Consider the following 15520-nt stretch of genomic DNA (forward strand, 5'->3'; position numbering starts at 1 on the left):
CCTCTCCGGAAGAGGTACCCGGCAGGTTGCGCAGGGAAACGCCGCGGTCACCCCGTGAATGTGTCCGGGTCGGGCCCGGTGCGGCGGCCGTCGTCGAGCTTGCCGACCGCGGTCATGTCCTCGTCGTCGAGCTCGAAGCCGAAGACGTCGATGTTCTCCCGGATCCGCTCGGGCGTGGCCGACTTCGGGAACACGATGTTCCCGAGCTGGATGTGCCAGCGCAGCACGACCTGCGCGGCGGTCCGGCCGTGCTTCCCGGCCAGCTCGGCCAGCACCGGGTCTTCGAGGACCTCCGCCTGCGCCAGCGGGCTCCAGGCTTCCGTCGCGATGCCGTGGGACTGGTGGTAGGCGCGCAGTTCCGTCTGCTGCAGCGCGGGGTGCAGCTCGATCTGGTTGACCGCGGGCACGGTGCCGGTCTCTTCGGCGAGCCGCTCGAGGTGGGCCGGCTGGAAGTTCGACACCCCGATCGCGCGGGCCTTGCCCGCCCGCAGGATGTCTTCGAAGCCTTGCCACGTCCGGACGTAGGTGTCCTTGTGCGGCAACGGCCAGTGGATCAGGTAGAGGTCGACGTACTCGAGGCCGAGGCGTTGCAGGCTGCCTTCGAGCGCGTTGATCGCGTTGTCGTGGCCGTGCGCGTCGTTCGCCAGCTTCGTGGTGACGAACACGTCTTCACGCGCCAAGCCGGATTCCGCGATGCCGGCGCCGACCCCCTCCTCGTTGCGGTACATCTGCGCCGTGTCGATGTGGCGGTAGCCCGCTTCCAGGGCCGTGCGCACGGCCCCGGCGGTCTGTTCGGGCGGGATTTGGAACACGCCGAACCCGAACTGCGGGATGGACACGCCGTTGTTCAGCTCCACGGCGGGGACGTCGGCAGTGGTGGTGGTCATGGTTGCGGCCTACCCGAGGTCTCCGGGCACGAAACACGGCGGGGCGGCACCCGCCCCGCCGTGTCACTCGATCGTGTGAACTAGCTGCCGGGCCGGTCCACGTCACCGCGCCAGGCGCCGGTCTCCCGGCCGCGCTGCTCGATGAACTCCTTGAACCGCTTGAGATCGCCCTTCACCCGGCGGTCGAGCACGCCCAGCTTGTCGGCGACGTTCTCGGCGAAGCCCTCCGGGTCGATGTCCATCTGCGCGGTCACCCGCGTGTGGGAGTCGTCGAGCCGGTGGAAGGTGATGACGCCGGCGTGGTCCGGCCCGGAGTCCGACGTCCAGGCGACCCGCTCTTCGGGGTGCTGCTCGGTGATCGTCGCGTCGAATTCGCGCGTCACGCCACCGAACCGCGTCACCCAGTGGGTGTGGGTGGCGTCCAGCTGACGGATTTCCTCGACGCCTTCCATGAACTGCGGGAACTCCTCGAACTGCGTCCACTGGTTGTACGCGGTGGAAACGGGGACCTCCACGTCCACGATTTCGGTGATCGTGCTCATGCACTCCTCCTCGGTGGGGTTGGCGGTACCGCTCGGCTACCCGGCGCCGGAACGGTCAAACCCGGCGTGGTTGACGTCGCGGCCCCCCGGGTACACGGCGGCCAGGCAAGGAGGTGTTGCGTGATCGAAGAAGTGAACAAGCAGCCGGCGGCCGACCGCTCGGTCGGTGAACTGGTGACGGACCTGACCGGCGAGGTCAAGCGGCTCGTCCGGGACGAGATGCGGCTCGCGGTCTTCGAACTGCAGCGCAAGGGCAAGAAGATGGGCCTCGGCGCGGGACTGTTCGGCGCGGCGGGCCTGTTCGCGCTGTTCGGCGCCGGGACGCTGGTCGCGGCCGCCGTGCTGGCGCTCGCGCTGGTCGTGCCCGGCTGGCTGGCCGCGGTGCTCGTCGCGGTCGCGCTGTTCCTGGTCGCCGGGATCGCCGCGCTGGTCGGCAAGAAGGAAGTCACCCAAGGCGTGCCGCCGGTGCCCGAGGAAGCCATCAGCGGAGTCCGTGCGGACGTGGACACGGTGAAGCAGGGAGTGCACACATGAGCGGCGACTTCCCGAAGAACGCCGAAGAGGCGCGCCTCGACCGGGACGCCACGCGCGAGGAGCTCACCGAGACCCTCGAAGCACTCGGGCAGAAGCTCGACGTCAAGTCCCGCGTCAAGGACGGCGTCGACGAGAAGCTCGACCAGGCGACCGCGAAGGTCGCGGACGTGACCAACGAGCCGACCGCGGTGAAGTTCCGCCAAGGCGCCGATGTCGTCCGGAGCAACCCGGTGCCGATCTTCGCCGGTGTGCTCGGCCTGGTGATCCTGATCCGGCTGATCCTGCGACGGAGGAACGACTCGTGAACAAGGTCCTGTACAAGCCGCTGAGCTGGGTCGTCGGCGCCCTCGGCGGCGTGCTCGCCGGCCAGGCCTTCAAGCAGGTCTGGAAGCGGGTGGCCGGCGAAGAAGACGCGCCCGACGCCACCGACCGCGACTACACCTGGACCCAGGTGCTCATCGCGGCGGCGGTGCAGGGCGCGATCTTCGCCGCCGTCAAGGCCGCGACCGAACGAGCCGGCGCGGTGGGCTACGAAAAAGCCACCGGTGAGTGGCCGGACGACTGACCACTGCGTCCTTTGAGGACAGAGTGGACGGCGGGAGGCGTGACCGCGTCGGTCACGCCTCCCGGCCGGGCCGGGGTGCGACGCGGTCGGTCAGCTCGGAGACCGCTGCCGCGACACTCGGGTGGATTTCCAGCAGCCGGTCGGCGCCGGTGACTTCCAGCGAACGCGTCACCGAGTGCCCGGCGAGGACGACGGTGACGACCGCCCGGTCGTTCGCCTGCAGCAGCGAACGAACTCCGGCGCAGCTGAGGAAGGCGACCCGGGTCAGGTCGACGACCAGCCGGTCGCCGGTGGCGAGCGCGTCGTCGAGTGCTTCGACGGTGGCGGCGTCGATGTCCCCCACCAAGGTGACGACGCGGACACCGCCCGGTCGCATGATGGTGGTGACGGTCAAGCCGGACGGTTCGTCGATCGTGCGGAAAAGGTCGTACATGGCGCTCCCTAGAAAGCGTGCAGGGGCGCTGACCGGAGCACGTGTTCTGAACAACAGCCAACACCGTTGACCGTACGCCACTGCGCCCACAGGTCAACCCCGCGGGTTTCCCGCCTCCGACCTCGGGGAATCCGCCGGAGGCGCCCATCCGGCCCGGAAGGAGATCCATGCGTGTCGTGATCGTCGGCGGTGGTTTCGCCGGTTACCACGCGGCGAAAAGCCTGCGGAAAACCGCCGGTGAAGACGTCGAAATCGTCGTTCTCAACCCGACGGACTACTTCCTGTACCTCCCGTTGCTGCCCGAGGTGGCGGCCGGGATCCTCGACCCGCGGCGGGTGACCGTTTCGATCCCGGAGACGCTGCCCGGCGTCCGGCTGGTGCTCGGTGTCGCGACCGGTGTCGACTTCGACGCCCGCCACGTCGCCTACACCGACCCCGAGGACCGCGAGCACCGGATCGGCTACGACCGGCTGGTGCTGGCCGCGGGCAGCGTCAACAAGCTGTTGCCGATCCCGGGTGTGCCGGAGTACGCCCACGGCTTCCGCGGTGTCCCCGAAGCCCTGTACCTGCGTGACCACATCACCCGCCAGATCGAGCTGGCCGCCGCGGCCGAAGACCCGGCCGAACGCGACGCGCGCTGCACGTTCGTCGTCGTCGGCGCCGGTTACACCGGCACCGAGGTCGCCGCGCAGGGCCCGGCGTTCACCGCGGCGCTCGCCGCCCGGCACCCCGAGCTCGCCGGGCAGAAGATCCGGTGGCTGCTGCTCGACGTCGCCGAGCGCGTCCTGCCCGAACTCGGCAAGCGCCTCGGCAAGACGGCCGACGAAGTGCTGCGCGCCCGCGACGTCGAGGTGCTGATGAAGACCTCCGTCGACCACGCGGACGACAAGGGCGTCACGCTGACCACGGGCGAGCCGGTGCCGACGCGCACGCTCGTCTGGTGCGTCGGCGTCCGGCCGGACCCGCTGGTGGCCGACCTCGGCCTCGAGACGGCGAAGGGCCGGCTGTGCGTCGACGAACAGCTCGTCGTGCCCGGGCACGACGACGTCTTCGCGTGCGGGGACGCGGCGGCGGTGCCGGACCTGACCCGGCCCGGCGAGTACACCGCGATGACCGCGCAGCACGCCGAGCGCCAGGGAAAGCTGGCCGGGCGCAACGTCGCGGCGTCGCTCGGCTACGGCCGCCCGGGGACCTACCGGCACCACGACCTCGGCTTCGTCGTCGACCTGGGCGCGGGCGCCGCCGCGGCGAACCCGTTGCACATCCCGCTGTCCGGGCTGCCCGCGAAGGCCGTGACCCGCGCCTACCACCTGATGGCGATGCCCGGGAACCGCGTGCGCACCGCCGCCGACTGGCTGCTGGAGCGGCTGACCGGCCGCCAGACCGTCCAACTGGGACTCGTCCGCTCGGGTGCGGTGCCGCTCGACACCGACTCCCCGGAACTCCCCCGGCGTTGAAAGGAACTTCGATGTCCGCCGACCGCTCCGCGGGCCCGCCCGTCGTCACCGCCGGCGACCCGTCCGGCGCCAAGGTGATCGTGCTGGACCCGGCCGGCGCCGGGAACCACGGTGAGCTGCCCGCCACCTGGCGGCCACTGGCCCGGCGACGCGGCATCTTCTGGTGCCGCGTCCCCGCCGACGGGGCGCTCACCGAAGCCGACGACCTCCTCGGCGACCGGGGCCGGGCAGATCCCGAGATCGCCGTCGTGGCCGGCGGTCCCCTCGCGGCGGAGGCGCTCCAGCTGGTCGGGCGCCACCCGGGCGCAGCCGCACACCTGCTCCTGGTCACCCCGTCCGGCGCCGGGACCGACCCCTCCGCCGAGCTGCGTGCGGCGGGCACGGACGTGCGGGTGGTCGCGCCGGACGCGGAAGAGCCGTTGCCGCTGGGTCACCCGGACGTGGTGGCCGCCGTCCGGGCGGCGCTCGGCGACGTTTAGCCCGCCGGTACGGGCGGTAACCGCCGCCCATGAGCGAAACCGTTGCCGACCACCTGCTGGCCAGACTGCGCGAATGGGACGTCGACCAGGTCTTCGCCTACCCCGGTGACGGGATCAACGGCATCGTCACCGCCTTCGGGAAGGCCGACGACACGCCGCGCTTCATCCAGGCGCGGCACGAGGAGATGGCGGCGTTCTCAGCCGTCGGCTACGCCAAGTTCAGCGGCCGGGTCGGCGTCTGCATGGCCACCTCCGGCCCCGGCGCGATCCATCTGCTCAACGGCCTCTACGACGCCAAGCTCGACCACGTCCCGGTCGTCGCCATCGTCGGCCAGACCGCCCGCAGCGCCATGGGCGGCAGCTACCAGCAGGAAGTCGACCTGCAGGCGCTCTACAAGGACGTCGCGAGCGAGTACCTCGTCGAGGTCAACGTGCCCGAGCAGCTGCCGAACGCGCTCGACCGCGCCATGCGGACGGCGATCGCGCAGCGGGCGCCGACGGCCCTGATCATCCCGGCGGACCTGCAGGAGCAGGACTACGAGGCGCCGAAGCACGCGTTCAAGCAGGTGCCCTCCAGTCCGCCGTCCCACCCGCGGGCGAGCGTCGTCCCACCGGCCGACGAGCTCGCGCGCGCCGCCGCGGTCGTCAACGCCGGCGAGCGCGTCGCCGTGCTGGTCGGCCAGGGCGGCCGCAACGCCGTCACCGAACTGCGCGAGTTCGCCGAGCTGACCGGGGCCGGCATCGCGAAGGCGTTGCTGGGCAAGGACGTCCTGCCCGACGACCTGCCGTACGTGACCGGCGCCATCGGCCTGCTCGGCACCCGCCCCAGCTACGAGCTGATGCGCGACTGCGACACGCTGCTGATCGTCGGCTCGGGCTTCCCGTACTCCCAGTTCCTGCCGGAGTTCGGCCAGGCGCGGGCGGTGCAGATCGACGTCGACGCGCGGTTCCTCGGCCTGCGCTACCCCACCGAGGTGAACCTGCTCGGCGACGCCAAGGCCACTCTGGAGCGGCTGCTGCCGCTGCTCGAGCGCAAGGCCGACACGTCGTGGCAGGGCAAGGTCGCGCACAACGTCGCCGAGTGGCACGAAACCGTGACGCGGCAGGCGATGCTCGAAGCCGACCCGGTCAACCCGATGCGGATCGTGCACGAGCTGTCCGAGCGGATCCCCGACGACGCGATCGTCACCGCCGACTCGGGCTCGGCCACCAACTGGTACGCCCGCAACCTGCGGATCCGCGGCCGGATGCGCACGTCACTGTCCGGCACGCTGGCCACCATGGGCCCGGCCGTGCCGTACGCGATCGGCGCGAAGTTCGCCTTCGGCGACCGCCCCGTCGTCGCGTTGACCGGGGACGGCGCCATGCAGATGAACGGCATGGCGGAGCTGCTCACCATCGCCCGCTACCGCGAGCGGTGGGCCGACCAGCGGCTGGTCGTCTGCGTGTTCCACAACGGCGACCTCAACCAGGTCACCTGGGAGCTGCGGGCGATGGGCGGCGCGCCGAAGTTCGAGCAGTCGCAGTCGCTGCCCGAAGTGTCCTACGCGGACTTCGCGCGCAGCATCGGGCTCGGCGGCGTGACCGTCGACGACCCGGCACAGCTCGGCGACGCGTGGGCCGCGGCGCTCACCGCGGACGTGCCGACCGTGCTCGACGTCCACTGCGACCCCGAGGTGCCGCCGATCCCGCCGCACGCGACCACCGAACAGCTGAAGTCGATGACCGAGGCCGTGCTCAAGGGCGACCCGAACGCCTGGCACCTGTTCACCCAGGGCATGAAGACCAAACTGCAGGAGCTCCTGCCGAACCACCGCTGAAAGGAGTCCACTGTGGACACATCCGCGTTGCGCGACCTGACGACCGAGGGCGGCCCGTTCGCGTCGGTGCACTTCGACGAGTCGCACGACACCGAGGACGGCGCCAAGCAGCTCACGATCCGGCTCAAGGAGATCGAAGCCGCGCTGAGCGACCAGCAGGCCGACGCCGAGACGGTCGACGCCGTCGTGCGGGCGGTCCGGGACAGCGAGCCGCCGGTCGGCAAGGCCGGCCGCAGCATCGTCGCCGCGCACGGCACGGTGCTGCTCGACCGGCGCCTGGCCGCGCCGCCGCCCGAGCAGGTCGTCCGGTTCTCGGCGCTGCCGTACCTGCTCCCGCTGGCGACGCACGAGGCGGAAACCCTGCCCTACCTCGTCGTCGTGACCGACCAGGTCGGCGCCGAAGTCACCGAACACGGTCGCGGCGCGCCGCGCACCGAGACGGTCGAAGGCGAGGACCCGCCCGAGGTCCAGGGCGGCAGCGGGCCGGCGCACCGCGACAAGCAGACCAGCGAGACGGCCCGGCAGAACTTCGAAGAGATCGCGAAGTACGTCGCGAAGGCGGCCGAGCGCTCCCACGCCGAACTGGTCGTGCTGGCCGGCGAGGTCCAGGCACGCAGCGCGTTGCACGACCGGCTGCCGGAGCCGGTCCGCCGGCTCACCCGTGAGGTCGAGGGCGGCAGCCGTGCTCCGGGCTCGTCGCGCGAGGAGCTGGACCGGCACGTCCACGAGCTGCTCGCCGGCCGCCGGCTCGCGAGCCTCGACGACGTCGCCGAGACGTTCCGGGCGGAGTCGGGCCGCGAATCCGGCCTCGCGGTCAGCGGCCTCGAAGCCGTGACGACGGCGCTGGCCGAGGCCAACGTCGCCACGCTGCTGGTCGGCTCGCCCGGTGACACCTCGGTGTTCGCCGGAGCGGAGCCCACGCAGGTCGCCGTGGGCAAGGCCGGGTTGCAGGCGCTCGGGGTGGCCGAGCCGGCCGAACGCCGGTCGGACGAAGCCATCCCGTTCGCGGCGGTCGCGACCGGCGCGGACGTCGTGGTGCTCGACGAGCGCCTCGACCTCTGGGAGGGCTTCGGCGCATTGCTGCGCCACACCTGAGCTACTGGGCGGCCAGATCCGACGGGTGCGTGGCCAGCGGCGTGACGGCAATCGTCATGAACGGGTACAGCGGCAGGGTCGAGAGGATCCCGTGCAGCTCGTCGTTCGAAGCGACGTCGAAGACGCTGAAGTTGCTGTAGCGCCCCACGATCCGCCACAGGTGCACCCACACGCCCGCGCGCTGGAGCTCCAGCGCGCGGGCTTTTTCCGACGCGACCCGGTCGGTGACGTCGAGCCCGGGCGGGATCGAGACGTCCATTCGCACGTGGAACAGCATGGTCAGCGCCTTTCCAGGCGGCGCACAGCCGCCAGGTCGAGGTCGACACCCAGGCCGGGGCCGTCCGGCAGGTGCAGCTCGCCGCCGTCGTAGCGCAACGGCGTCGTGAGCAGCTCTGCACTCATCAGCAGCGGGCCGAACAGCTCGCTCCCCCACGTCACCGCCGGGGTGGTGCAGGCCAGCTGGAGCGTGGCGGCCGTGCCGACCGGGCTTTCGATGGACGTGCCGGCGTGGCACGGGATCCCGGCCGCGGCGGCGACTTCGGCGATGGCCCGCGTCGCGCGCAGGCCGCCGGACTTCGTCGTCTTCAGCGAGAACACGTCGGCCGCGCGGGTCTTGGCCAGCCGCAGCGCGTCGCCCGGAGTCCGCAGGCTTTCGTCGGCCATCACCGGGATCGGCAGTGCGTGGTTGATCTCGGCCAGCGCTTCGACCTCGGCCCCCGGCACCGGTTGTTCGACGAGGTCGACACCGGCGTCCGCCAGCCGCGGCAGGTGGTGCAGTGACGTCAGCAGGTCCCAGCGCGCGTTGAGGTCCACCCGCACGCTCGCCACCCCGACCAGCTTTTCGGCGACCGCGCACACCCGCGCGACGTCTTCGGCCGGATCCAGCGCACCCATCTTGAGCTTGAAGCTGCGGTGCCCGGCATCCAGCTTCGCGAGGGCTTCGTCGGCGACCACCGGCGCCGGTTCGGTGCCGAGCGCCCAGGTCACCGGCACCGACCGCCGGGCGAGGCCGCCCAGCAGCGTGTGGACCGGCACGCCGAGAGCGCGGGCCCACGCGTCGTGCAACGCGACCTCCACCGCTGCCTTCGCGTAGAGGTTGGCCGCGACGACGTCGCCGAGATCGCGCAGGATCCCGGCGACGTCGTCCACCTGACGGCCGAGCAGGATCGGCGTGAAGTAGCGCTCGACGACGAGTGCCATGGTCTCCACGGACTCCCCGCCCCACCACGGGCCGCCGGGCACCACTCCCTCGCCGACGCCGACGGCGCCGCCGCGGGTGTGGACGAACACCAGCAGCACCGGCTGTGCGGCCATGCCGGTGCGGGCGAAGCGGTGCGGGCGGCGCAACGGCACGTCCAGCAGCACCGTCTCGACGCGCTCGATCGCCAGGTCGGTCATCGATCCTCGTTTCGGCTGGGGGAATGCGGGAGGTCAGGCGCGTTCGAGCACGAAGTCGTACGTCACACCGAGCCGGCCGTCCTCCCGCGGTCCCGGGTCGAGCACCAGCTCGGGCTTGGTGGCCTCGGCGACGTCGCTGTCGAGCCACTCCCCGCCCTGGAAGTACAGCTGCGTGGTGATCGTGCGGTGGCCCGGCGCGCGCACCATCAGGTGCAGGTGGGCGGGCCGCCACGCGTGCCACGCGGCCGCCGCGATCAGCTTCCCGGTCGGCCCGTCGGTCGGGATCTGGTACGGCGCGGGCTGCACGGTGGTGATCTCGAAGCGGCCCTGCCCGTCGCTCACGACGACACCACGCAGGTTGCCGGCCGGGATGTCCGGCGCGAAACCGGAGTAGTAACCGTCGTCGTCGGCGTGCCAGATGTCCAGCTCCGCACCGGCGACGGGGGTGCCGTCGAGGTCGCGGACCTGCCCGGCGAACACCAGCGGCTCGCCCTTCTCGTCCGGCCGCATCGGCAGCTTCGTCTGCCACGGCAGGGTTTCCTGGTCCGGCAGGTAGTACGGGCCCTGGATGCTGCCCTTCGTCCCGTCCTGGCTGCGGGCGGCGACCTCCTCGACGACGTGCTCGACGAAGACGTCGAGGAACAGCGGCCACTCGCCGCCCTCGCCGACGTCCATCAGCCACTGCTTCGCGGCCTGGAACTCCGGGTAGGTGACGTCGTGTTCGCGGATGGCCTGGTGCACGCCGCGCAGGACGGCGCGGGCGACCGCGTCGACGCGCTCGGCCGGCACGCTCGCTGTCTCGCGGGCGGCGGCGCGGAAAGCCTCACTGGCGGAGCTGCCGGAACCGGCGGCGGTGGGTGCGTGTTCGGTGGTGGTCATCTTTCGGTCCTTCGTCAGCGGGAAAGGGAGGTGGCGCCGGGGTTGTAGAGGTCGGGCACGGTCCAGCCGTCGAGGTCGTACTCGGCCATGCACTGCTCGGCGAAGCCCTTCATCGCCTCCGCCGAGCCGGACTGCTGGGCGGCGAAGAGCAGTTCCGCGCGCACGCCTTCGTGGTTGCCGGAGTAGTTGCGCTCGTAGAGCTCGTGGCGGCCGCCGAACTCGCTGCCGATCGAGTCCCAGATCAGCTTCATCAGCTTCACCCGCTCGACGGAGTCGTAGCCGTTGGAGCCGCGGACGTACTGGTCGAGGTAGGGCCGGATCTCCGGCGAGCCGAAGTCCTTCGCCGAGGACGGCAGGTAGATCAGCGCGGAACCGAGGTCCTGCATGATGATCTCGCGGATGCGCGGGTAGCCGAGCGTCATGAACCAGCGGTAGGCGAGGCCGTAGTCCAGGTGCGGCAGGACGGCGCCGTTCCTCCACTCGTCCGGGTTCGCGGCCATCGCGTCCGACAGCGCCCAGAACAGGTTGCGCCAGCCGATGACCTCGCCGACGCGGGTCTGGATGCCGCGGAAGTCCTTGGTGCCGGTGACCTCCACGCCCTTCATCAGCAGCCCGGCGATGAAGTCGAGCTTGACGGCCAGCCGCGCGACGCCGTGGAAGGTGAAGCGGTGCAGGAAGCCCGAACCCGGGAAGAACGTGCTCGCCTTCTCCGCGTCGCCGTAGATGAAGACGTTCTCCCACGGGATCTTCACCTTGTCGAGGATGAAGATCGTGTCGTTCTCGTCGAACCGGCTCGAGAGCGGGTAGTCGAACGGGCTCGCGGTCTTGTCCGCGACGTTCGAGTAGGAGTTGCGGCAGATCAGCTTCATGCCGGGCGCGCCCATCGGCACCGTGCAGACCAGCGCGAACTCGCGCTTCTTGATCGGCAGGCCGTAGTGGGCGATGAAGTTGTAGTTCGTGATGGCCGAGCCGGTCGCGACGACCTTCGCGCCGGAAACGATCAGGCCGTCGTCCCGCTCCTCTTCGACGTGGATGAACAGGTCCTTGACGTCGTCGGGGTTGCGGTCGCGGTCCACCGGCGGGTTGATGATCGCGTGGTTCCAGTACAGGACCTTTTCCTGCGACTCGGTGTACCAGCGCCGGGCGTTGTCGGCGAAGGGCTCGTAGAAGTCGGAGTTCGCGCCGAGCGTGCCGAGGAACGCGGCCTTGTAGTCCGGGCTGCGGCCCATCCAGCCGTAGGTCATCCGCGCCCACGCGACGATCGCGTCGCGGTCGGCGAACAGGTCCTCTTTGGACTTCGGGGTGCGGAAGAACGGGTGGGTGAAGCCGCTGCTGCCGGTGTCGGTCGGCGCGGTGAGCACGGACTGCTGGTCCGGGTCGTGCAGGGCGTCGTAGAGGCGGGCGGTCATCCGGACCGAGTTGCGGAAGGCGGGGTGCGTGGTGACGTCGTCGACCTTGTCCCCGTAGATGAACACCTCCCGGCCGTCGCGGATGGACTCGACGTACTCGTCGCCGGTCATCGGCCGGGTCGTGCGCACCTTCGCCGGCGCGTCGTGCTCTTGGATGGTCATCGGGCAAACCCTTCGTCGATCAGTGGGAAGCGGCGGTGAGCGGGGCGAAGTCGGCGGAGCCGAACCAGCCGAGGTCGGGGCAGTCGACCGAGGCCGACCAGTGGGCGTGGCCGCGCGGGCCGAGTTCGCGGAACCCGCCGGCGAAGAACAGCAACGGGTCGGCGTCGCTGGTTTCGAAGTGCTCGACCTCGCCGACGACGATGAGGTGGTCACCGCCGTCGTAGATCCGCCACGGGCGGCACGAGATGGTCGCCGCGGTGCCGGTCAGCACCGGGGCGGTGACGCCTTCGGCCCACTCCGGCGCCCGGTCCCGCGGGCGGCCGGCGTAGTGCCACGCCGTGTCGAGCTGGTCCGCGGCGAGGACGTTGACGGCGAACGGCGCGCCGTCGAGGTAGCTGCACGCCTTCGACCGCCGGGTCAGCGTGACCTGGCAGAGCGCCGGTTCCAGGGAGACGGCGGTGAAGGCGTTCACCGTCGCCCCGTGGGGCTCACCGTCGTGGTTGCGGCAGGTCACGACCGTGACGCCGGTGGCGAAGCGGCCGAAGGCGTTGCGGACTTGGCGCTGGTCGAGCGACATTGCTCTTACCTCCTGTACGCTTTGCGTACATCATGAACGCTATGCGGACACGTTAAGGAGAGTCCCCCGGCGGGTGCGCATTGTCAAGACGGCCGGTGCGGGAGGATGTCCGGATGGAGACCGACCGCGACTTCATCCAGAGCATCGAGCGGGGATTCGCCGTGCTGATGGCGTTCGACGCCGAGCGCGCGAACCCGACGCTCGCCGAGCTGGCGACCGCGACCGGCCTGTCCCGCCCGGCCGTCCGCCGGATCCTCCTGACGCTGCAACGGCTCGGGTACGTCCGCGGCGACGGCCCGCGCTGGTCGCTGACCCCGCGCGTGCTGAGCATCGGCCAGCACTACTCGGCGTCGCACGGGATGATCGAGACCGCCCAGCCGCGGTTGCTGAGCCTCGCCGAGGAGACCGGCGAGTCGGCGTCACTGGCCGCGCTGGACGGCGCGGAGGTCGTCTACGTCGCCCGGGTGCCGGTGCGGCGGATCATGAGCATCAACGTCTCGATCGGCACGCGGGTGCCGGCGCACGCGACATCGATGGGCCGGGTGCTGCTGGCCTGGGCGCCGCCGGCCCTGGTCGAGGAGGTGGTGGCCGCCGGCCTGCCGCGGTTCACGGCGTCGACGGTCACCGACGGGGACGGCTTCCGCCAGGCACTGCGGACCGTGCAGGACCAGGGCTGGTCACTGGTCGCCGAGGAGCTCGAGGAAGGGCTGCTGTCGGTGTCGGCGCCGGTGCGCGACGCGAGCGGGGCGGTGGTGGCGGCGCTGGCGTCGTCGACGTCGAGCGGGCGGTCGGACGTCGAGAAGCTGCGGCAGGAGGTGGTGCCGCTGGTCGTGCGCACGGCCGCGCGGATCAGCGCCGACCTCGGGCACCGGGTCGCGCCGGGCCGCGGCCGTGACGGGTTCTTCTGAGGGGCCCTCGGTCGTCGCCTCAGTCGTCGTCGAAGACCGACAGGGCTTGACGGCGGTGGAGCAGCTCGACGGCGACGTCGAGCTGGCGTTCGAGCTCCTTGAGCCGGAGGCGTTCCGCCGGGGTCAGCCCGCCGTGGTGGAGGGCACCCTTGCGCAGCTGGTGCTCTTCGTCGATCAGGTCGGCGATGCGGTCGGTGATTTCGTGCGCTGCCATGGGAAATCCCCTCCTGTCCGCCCGTGAGCATACGCCGCGAGGGTAGCCTCGCCCGGGTGATCCACGTCGCCGATCTGGTGCGCGCCCGCGGCGCCCGGGCAAGCCTGTGTGTCGTGCGGGACGGCCGGGTGCTGCTCGACATCGGTGTCGGCGGCCCGCCGGACGCGCTGTTCTGGATCTTCTCGGCGAGCAAGCCGTTCGTCGCGCTGCTGGTGCACCAGCTGGCGGCCCGTGCCCTGGTGGACCTGGACGTCCCGGTGGCCCGCTACTGGCCGGAGTTCGCGGGCGGCGGCAAGGGCGCGGTGACGATCCGCCAGGTGCTGTCCCACCGCTCGGGCTTCGCGACGGCGCGCGGCTTCGCGGGGGACGCGCTCACGATGACGGACTGGCCGCGCGCGGTCCGGGCGATCGAGCGAGCCCGGGTTCGCTGGGAGCCCGGCTCGGCGGCGGCCTACCAGCCGATCGTGTACGGCCACGTGCTGGGCGAGCTGGTCAGGCGGGTCACCGGAGTTTCGGTCGCTTCGCTGCTTTCGTCGGAGTTCCTGGATCCGCTGGGCCTCGCGGACACGCATCTGGGGCTGCCCGCGTCGCTGTGGCCCCGGCACGTCCCGGTCCGCGGCTACGGCCTGGGCGGCCCACCGACGGCCCACCTGGTGAACCGCCGCGCGGTCCGCCGCGCGGTGATCCCGGCGGCGGGCATCTCGACCACGGCCCGCGACCTGGCCCGGTTCTACAGCGCGCTGCTGGACGGCTTCGCCGCCCCTGCGGTGACGGAGGCCCGCCGGCCATCGGGCGACCCGGTGGTCGACCGCACGATCGGCACCCGCATCCACTGGGCCCACGGCTTCCAGCTGGGCGGGGTGGGCCGCCCGATGGGCCGGCTGAGCACGAGCGAGACGTTCGGCCACAACGGCAGCAACTGCTGCATCGCCTGGGCGGACCCGGTGCGTCGCGTGGCGTTCGCGTATCTGACGGACCGGTTGGTGTCCGGCCACAGCGCGGCGGCCCACCTGGGCGAGGTGGCGGACGCAGTGCTGAAGGCCTGCGACTGACCCGCCGAATGCGCCCCAATGTGGCGTTCGGCGCATCCAGCGCACCCAATGTGGCGTTGGGTGCGTCCAACGCACCCAATGTGGCGTTCGGTGCGTCCAACGCACCCAATGTGGCGTTCGGTGCATCCAACGCACCCAACGCCACATTGGGGCGCTTGAGACCGGGGGTCAGGCGCGGGCCAGCTCCACGAACGCCTTCACCACCGGTGCCACCGCACCGCTCCGCCAAGCCAGCCCGAGGTCGATCACCGGCACCGGCTCCTCCAGTCGCCGCAACACCACCCCGCGACGCCGTAGCGCCCGCGCCCGGTGCTCCGGCACCGCCGCGATTCCCGCGCCCTCCGCGACCGCGCGCATCAGCTGCTCGTCCTCCGGCTCCTCGCGCACGATGCGCGGCACTCCGCCCGGCCACACCTGTGCGCTGATCGCGTCGTACTGGCCCGGGCCGTTCGACCGCGGCCAGAACACCACCGGCTCCGCCGCGATCCACGCCCGCCGCAGCCGGCCGCGGCGGCGGGCCAACGCGTGCCCGGACGGCAGCGCGATCAGCACCTCCTCCGAGCCCACCACCGCCACCTCCACACCCGGCCGGGATACCGGCGGCCGCACGAAGCCGACGTCGATTTCGCCCGTCGACAGGCGCTCCAGGTTCAAGCTCGTCCAGCCCGTCTCCAACGCCAGCGAGACGTCCGGGAACGCCGCGCGATACGCCGCCACCAGGTCGCCGGCCAGTGGGCCCGGGGCCGACCGCGTGTACGCGATCCGCAGCCGGCCGGCGAAGCCGCGGCCCGCCGCCGCGATGACGCCGCGGGCCTGGTCCAGCCGGGTGAGCAGTTCGCGCGCCTCCGCAGCCGCCACGCGGCCCGCCTCCGTCAGCGCGAACCGCGGCCCCGAGCGGTCCAGCAGCGCCACCCCCAGCTCCGCCTCGAACGCGCGGATCTGCTGGCTCAGCGACGGCTGCGACACGAACAGCCGCGCGGCCGCCCGCGTGAAGTGCATCTCCTCGGCGAGCACGGCGAAGTAGTGCCATCGACGCAGGTCCACCCAGCCACTATAGGCCAGGCCTATAGATCAAGAGGGACCGAGTCTTGGACCGGGCCGCGGCGCCG

At 71.5% G+C, this 15520-nt stretch carries 19 protein-coding genes; 9 read left to right on the forward strand and 10 right to left on the reverse strand.

What is annotated here, in order from left to right:
- Nucleotides 1-47 precede the first annotated feature (47 nt).
- Both M8542_RS46340 and M8542_RS46345 read right to left on the reverse strand, forming a co-directional pair.
- Nucleotides 48-887 carry an aldo/keto reductase gene (locus M8542_RS46340; protein ID WP_257926806.1) on the reverse strand — a complete coding sequence of 280 codons (840 nt, stop codon included), beginning with the start codon at nucleotides 885-887 and terminating at the stop codon, nucleotides 48-50.
- Nucleotides 888-967: 80 nt separating this feature from the next.
- Entirely contained in the window at nucleotides 968-1429 is a 462-nt protein-coding gene (locus tag M8542_RS46345) for an SRPBCC family protein (protein WP_257926807.1), read from the reverse strand.
- 120 nt (nucleotides 1430-1549) lie between these two features.
- Between M8542_RS46345 and M8542_RS46350 the strand changes: the two genes are divergently transcribed.
- The 3 genes from M8542_RS46350 to M8542_RS46360 are packed head-to-tail and all read left to right on the forward strand — an operon-like array spanning nucleotide 1550 to nucleotide 2528.
- Nucleotides 1550-1963 carry a phage holin family protein gene (locus M8542_RS46350; RefSeq protein WP_257926808.1) on the forward strand — a complete coding sequence of 138 codons (414 nt, stop codon included), beginning with the start codon at nucleotides 1550-1552 and terminating at the stop codon, nucleotides 1961-1963.
- Complete coding sequence (locus tag M8542_RS46355) at nucleotides 1960-2268, forward strand: DUF3618 domain-containing protein (RefSeq protein ID WP_257926809.1); 309 nt, start codon at nucleotides 1960-1962, stop codon at nucleotides 2266-2268. The genes M8542_RS46350 and M8542_RS46355 overlap by 4 nt, the downstream gene beginning before the upstream one ends.
- Complete coding sequence (locus M8542_RS46360; RefSeq protein WP_257926810.1) at nucleotides 2265-2528, forward strand: DUF4235 domain-containing protein; 264 nt, start codon at nucleotides 2265-2267, stop codon at nucleotides 2526-2528. The genes M8542_RS46355 and M8542_RS46360 overlap by 4 nt, the downstream gene beginning before the upstream one ends.
- Nucleotides 2529-2580: 52 nt before the next feature.
- Here M8542_RS46360 and M8542_RS46365 read toward each other — a convergent pair whose 3' ends face one another.
- On the reverse strand, nucleotides 2581-2961 hold the full coding sequence (locus M8542_RS46365) for an STAS domain-containing protein (RefSeq protein ID WP_257926811.1): 381 nt from the start codon (nucleotides 2959-2961) through the stop codon (nucleotides 2581-2583).
- A gap of 167 nt (nucleotides 2962-3128) precedes the next feature.
- Here M8542_RS46365 and M8542_RS46370 point away from each other — a divergent pair, with 167 nt between their 5' ends.
- Genes M8542_RS46370 through M8542_RS46385 form a run of 4 tightly spaced genes read left to right on the forward strand, consistent with a single transcriptional unit; the run spans nucleotide 3129 to nucleotide 7812 of the window.
- Complete coding sequence (locus M8542_RS46370) at nucleotides 3129-4418, forward strand: NAD(P)/FAD-dependent oxidoreductase (RefSeq protein ID WP_257926812.1); 1290 nt, start codon at nucleotides 3129-3131, stop codon at nucleotides 4416-4418.
- An 11-nt stretch (nucleotides 4419-4429) separates the two neighbouring features.
- Nucleotides 4430-4897 carry a hypothetical protein gene (locus M8542_RS46375; RefSeq protein ID WP_257926813.1) on the forward strand — a complete coding sequence of 156 codons (468 nt, stop codon included), beginning with the start codon at nucleotides 4430-4432 and terminating at the stop codon, nucleotides 4895-4897.
- A gap of 29 nt (nucleotides 4898-4926) precedes the next feature.
- Entirely contained in the window at nucleotides 4927-6717 is a 1791-nt protein-coding gene (locus M8542_RS46380) for a thiamine pyrophosphate-requiring protein (RefSeq protein ID WP_257926814.1), read from the forward strand.
- Nucleotides 6718-6729: 12 nt separating this feature from the next.
- Nucleotides 6730-7812: an Rv2629 family ribosome hibernation factor gene (locus tag M8542_RS46385; protein ID WP_257926815.1), complete on the forward strand. Its 1083-nt coding sequence runs from the start codon at nucleotides 6730-6732 to the stop codon at nucleotides 7810-7812.
- 1 nt (nucleotide 7813) lies between these two features.
- On the opposite strand, the gene M8542_RS46390 is transcribed toward M8542_RS46385, so the two are convergent.
- Genes M8542_RS46390 through M8542_RS46410 form a run of 5 tightly spaced genes read right to left on the reverse strand, consistent with a single transcriptional unit; the run spans nucleotide 7814 to nucleotide 12237 of the window.
- Entirely contained in the window at nucleotides 7814-8089 is a 276-nt protein-coding gene (locus M8542_RS46390) for a muconolactone Delta-isomerase (RefSeq protein WP_257926816.1), read from the reverse strand.
- A 2-nt stretch (nucleotides 8090-8091) separates the two neighbouring features.
- The gene (locus M8542_RS46395) at nucleotides 8092-9210 is read right to left on the reverse strand and encodes a muconate/chloromuconate family cycloisomerase (RefSeq protein ID WP_257926817.1); all 1119 of its coding nucleotides are present in this window, start codon (nucleotides 9208-9210) and stop codon (nucleotides 8092-8094) included.
- A gap of 33 nt (nucleotides 9211-9243) precedes the next feature.
- Nucleotides 9244-10089, reverse strand: a complete 846-nt coding sequence (gene catA / locus M8542_RS46400) for a catechol 1,2-dioxygenase (protein WP_257926818.1) — start codon at nucleotides 10087-10089, stop codon at nucleotides 9244-9246.
- 14 nt (nucleotides 10090-10103) lie between these two features.
- On the reverse strand, nucleotides 10104-11660 hold the full coding sequence (locus tag M8542_RS46405) for a 4-hydroxyphenylacetate 3-hydroxylase family protein (protein ID WP_257926819.1): 1557 nt from the start codon (nucleotides 11658-11660) through the stop codon (nucleotides 10104-10106).
- A gap of 19 nt (nucleotides 11661-11679) precedes the next feature.
- Nucleotides 11680-12237: a flavin reductase family protein gene (locus M8542_RS46410; protein WP_257926820.1), complete on the reverse strand. Its 558-nt coding sequence runs from the start codon at nucleotides 12235-12237 to the stop codon at nucleotides 11680-11682.
- Nucleotides 12238-12350: 113 nt separating this feature from the next.
- Between M8542_RS46410 and M8542_RS46415 the strand changes: the two genes are divergently transcribed.
- Nucleotides 12351-13145, forward strand: a complete 795-nt coding sequence (locus tag M8542_RS46415) for an IclR family transcriptional regulator domain-containing protein (protein WP_257926821.1) — start codon at nucleotides 12351-12353, stop codon at nucleotides 13143-13145.
- A gap of 19 nt (nucleotides 13146-13164) precedes the next feature.
- On the opposite strand, the gene M8542_RS46420 is transcribed toward M8542_RS46415, so the two are convergent.
- Nucleotides 13165-13359, reverse strand: coding sequence for a DUF2630 family protein (locus M8542_RS46420; protein ID WP_257926822.1), 195 nt, complete (start codon nucleotides 13357-13359; stop codon nucleotides 13165-13167).
- 56 nt (nucleotides 13360-13415) lie between these two features.
- Here M8542_RS46420 and M8542_RS46425 point away from each other — a divergent pair, with 56 nt between their 5' ends.
- Entirely contained in the window at nucleotides 13416-14411 is a 996-nt protein-coding gene (locus tag M8542_RS46425) for a serine hydrolase domain-containing protein (RefSeq protein WP_257926823.1), read from the forward strand.
- Nucleotides 14412-14579: 168 nt separating this feature from the next.
- On the opposite strand, the gene M8542_RS46430 is transcribed toward M8542_RS46425, so the two are convergent.
- Nucleotides 14580-15455: a LysR family transcriptional regulator gene (locus M8542_RS46430; RefSeq protein WP_257926824.1), complete on the reverse strand. Its 876-nt coding sequence runs from the start codon at nucleotides 15453-15455 to the stop codon at nucleotides 14580-14582.
- Between the last annotated feature and the right edge of the window lie 65 nt (nucleotides 15456-15520).

The sequence above is a fragment of the Amycolatopsis iheyensis genome (genome assembly GCF_024703995.1).
In the GTDB taxonomy this organism is placed as follows: Bacteria; Actinomycetota; Actinomycetes; order Mycobacteriales; family Pseudonocardiaceae; genus Amycolatopsis; species Amycolatopsis iheyensis.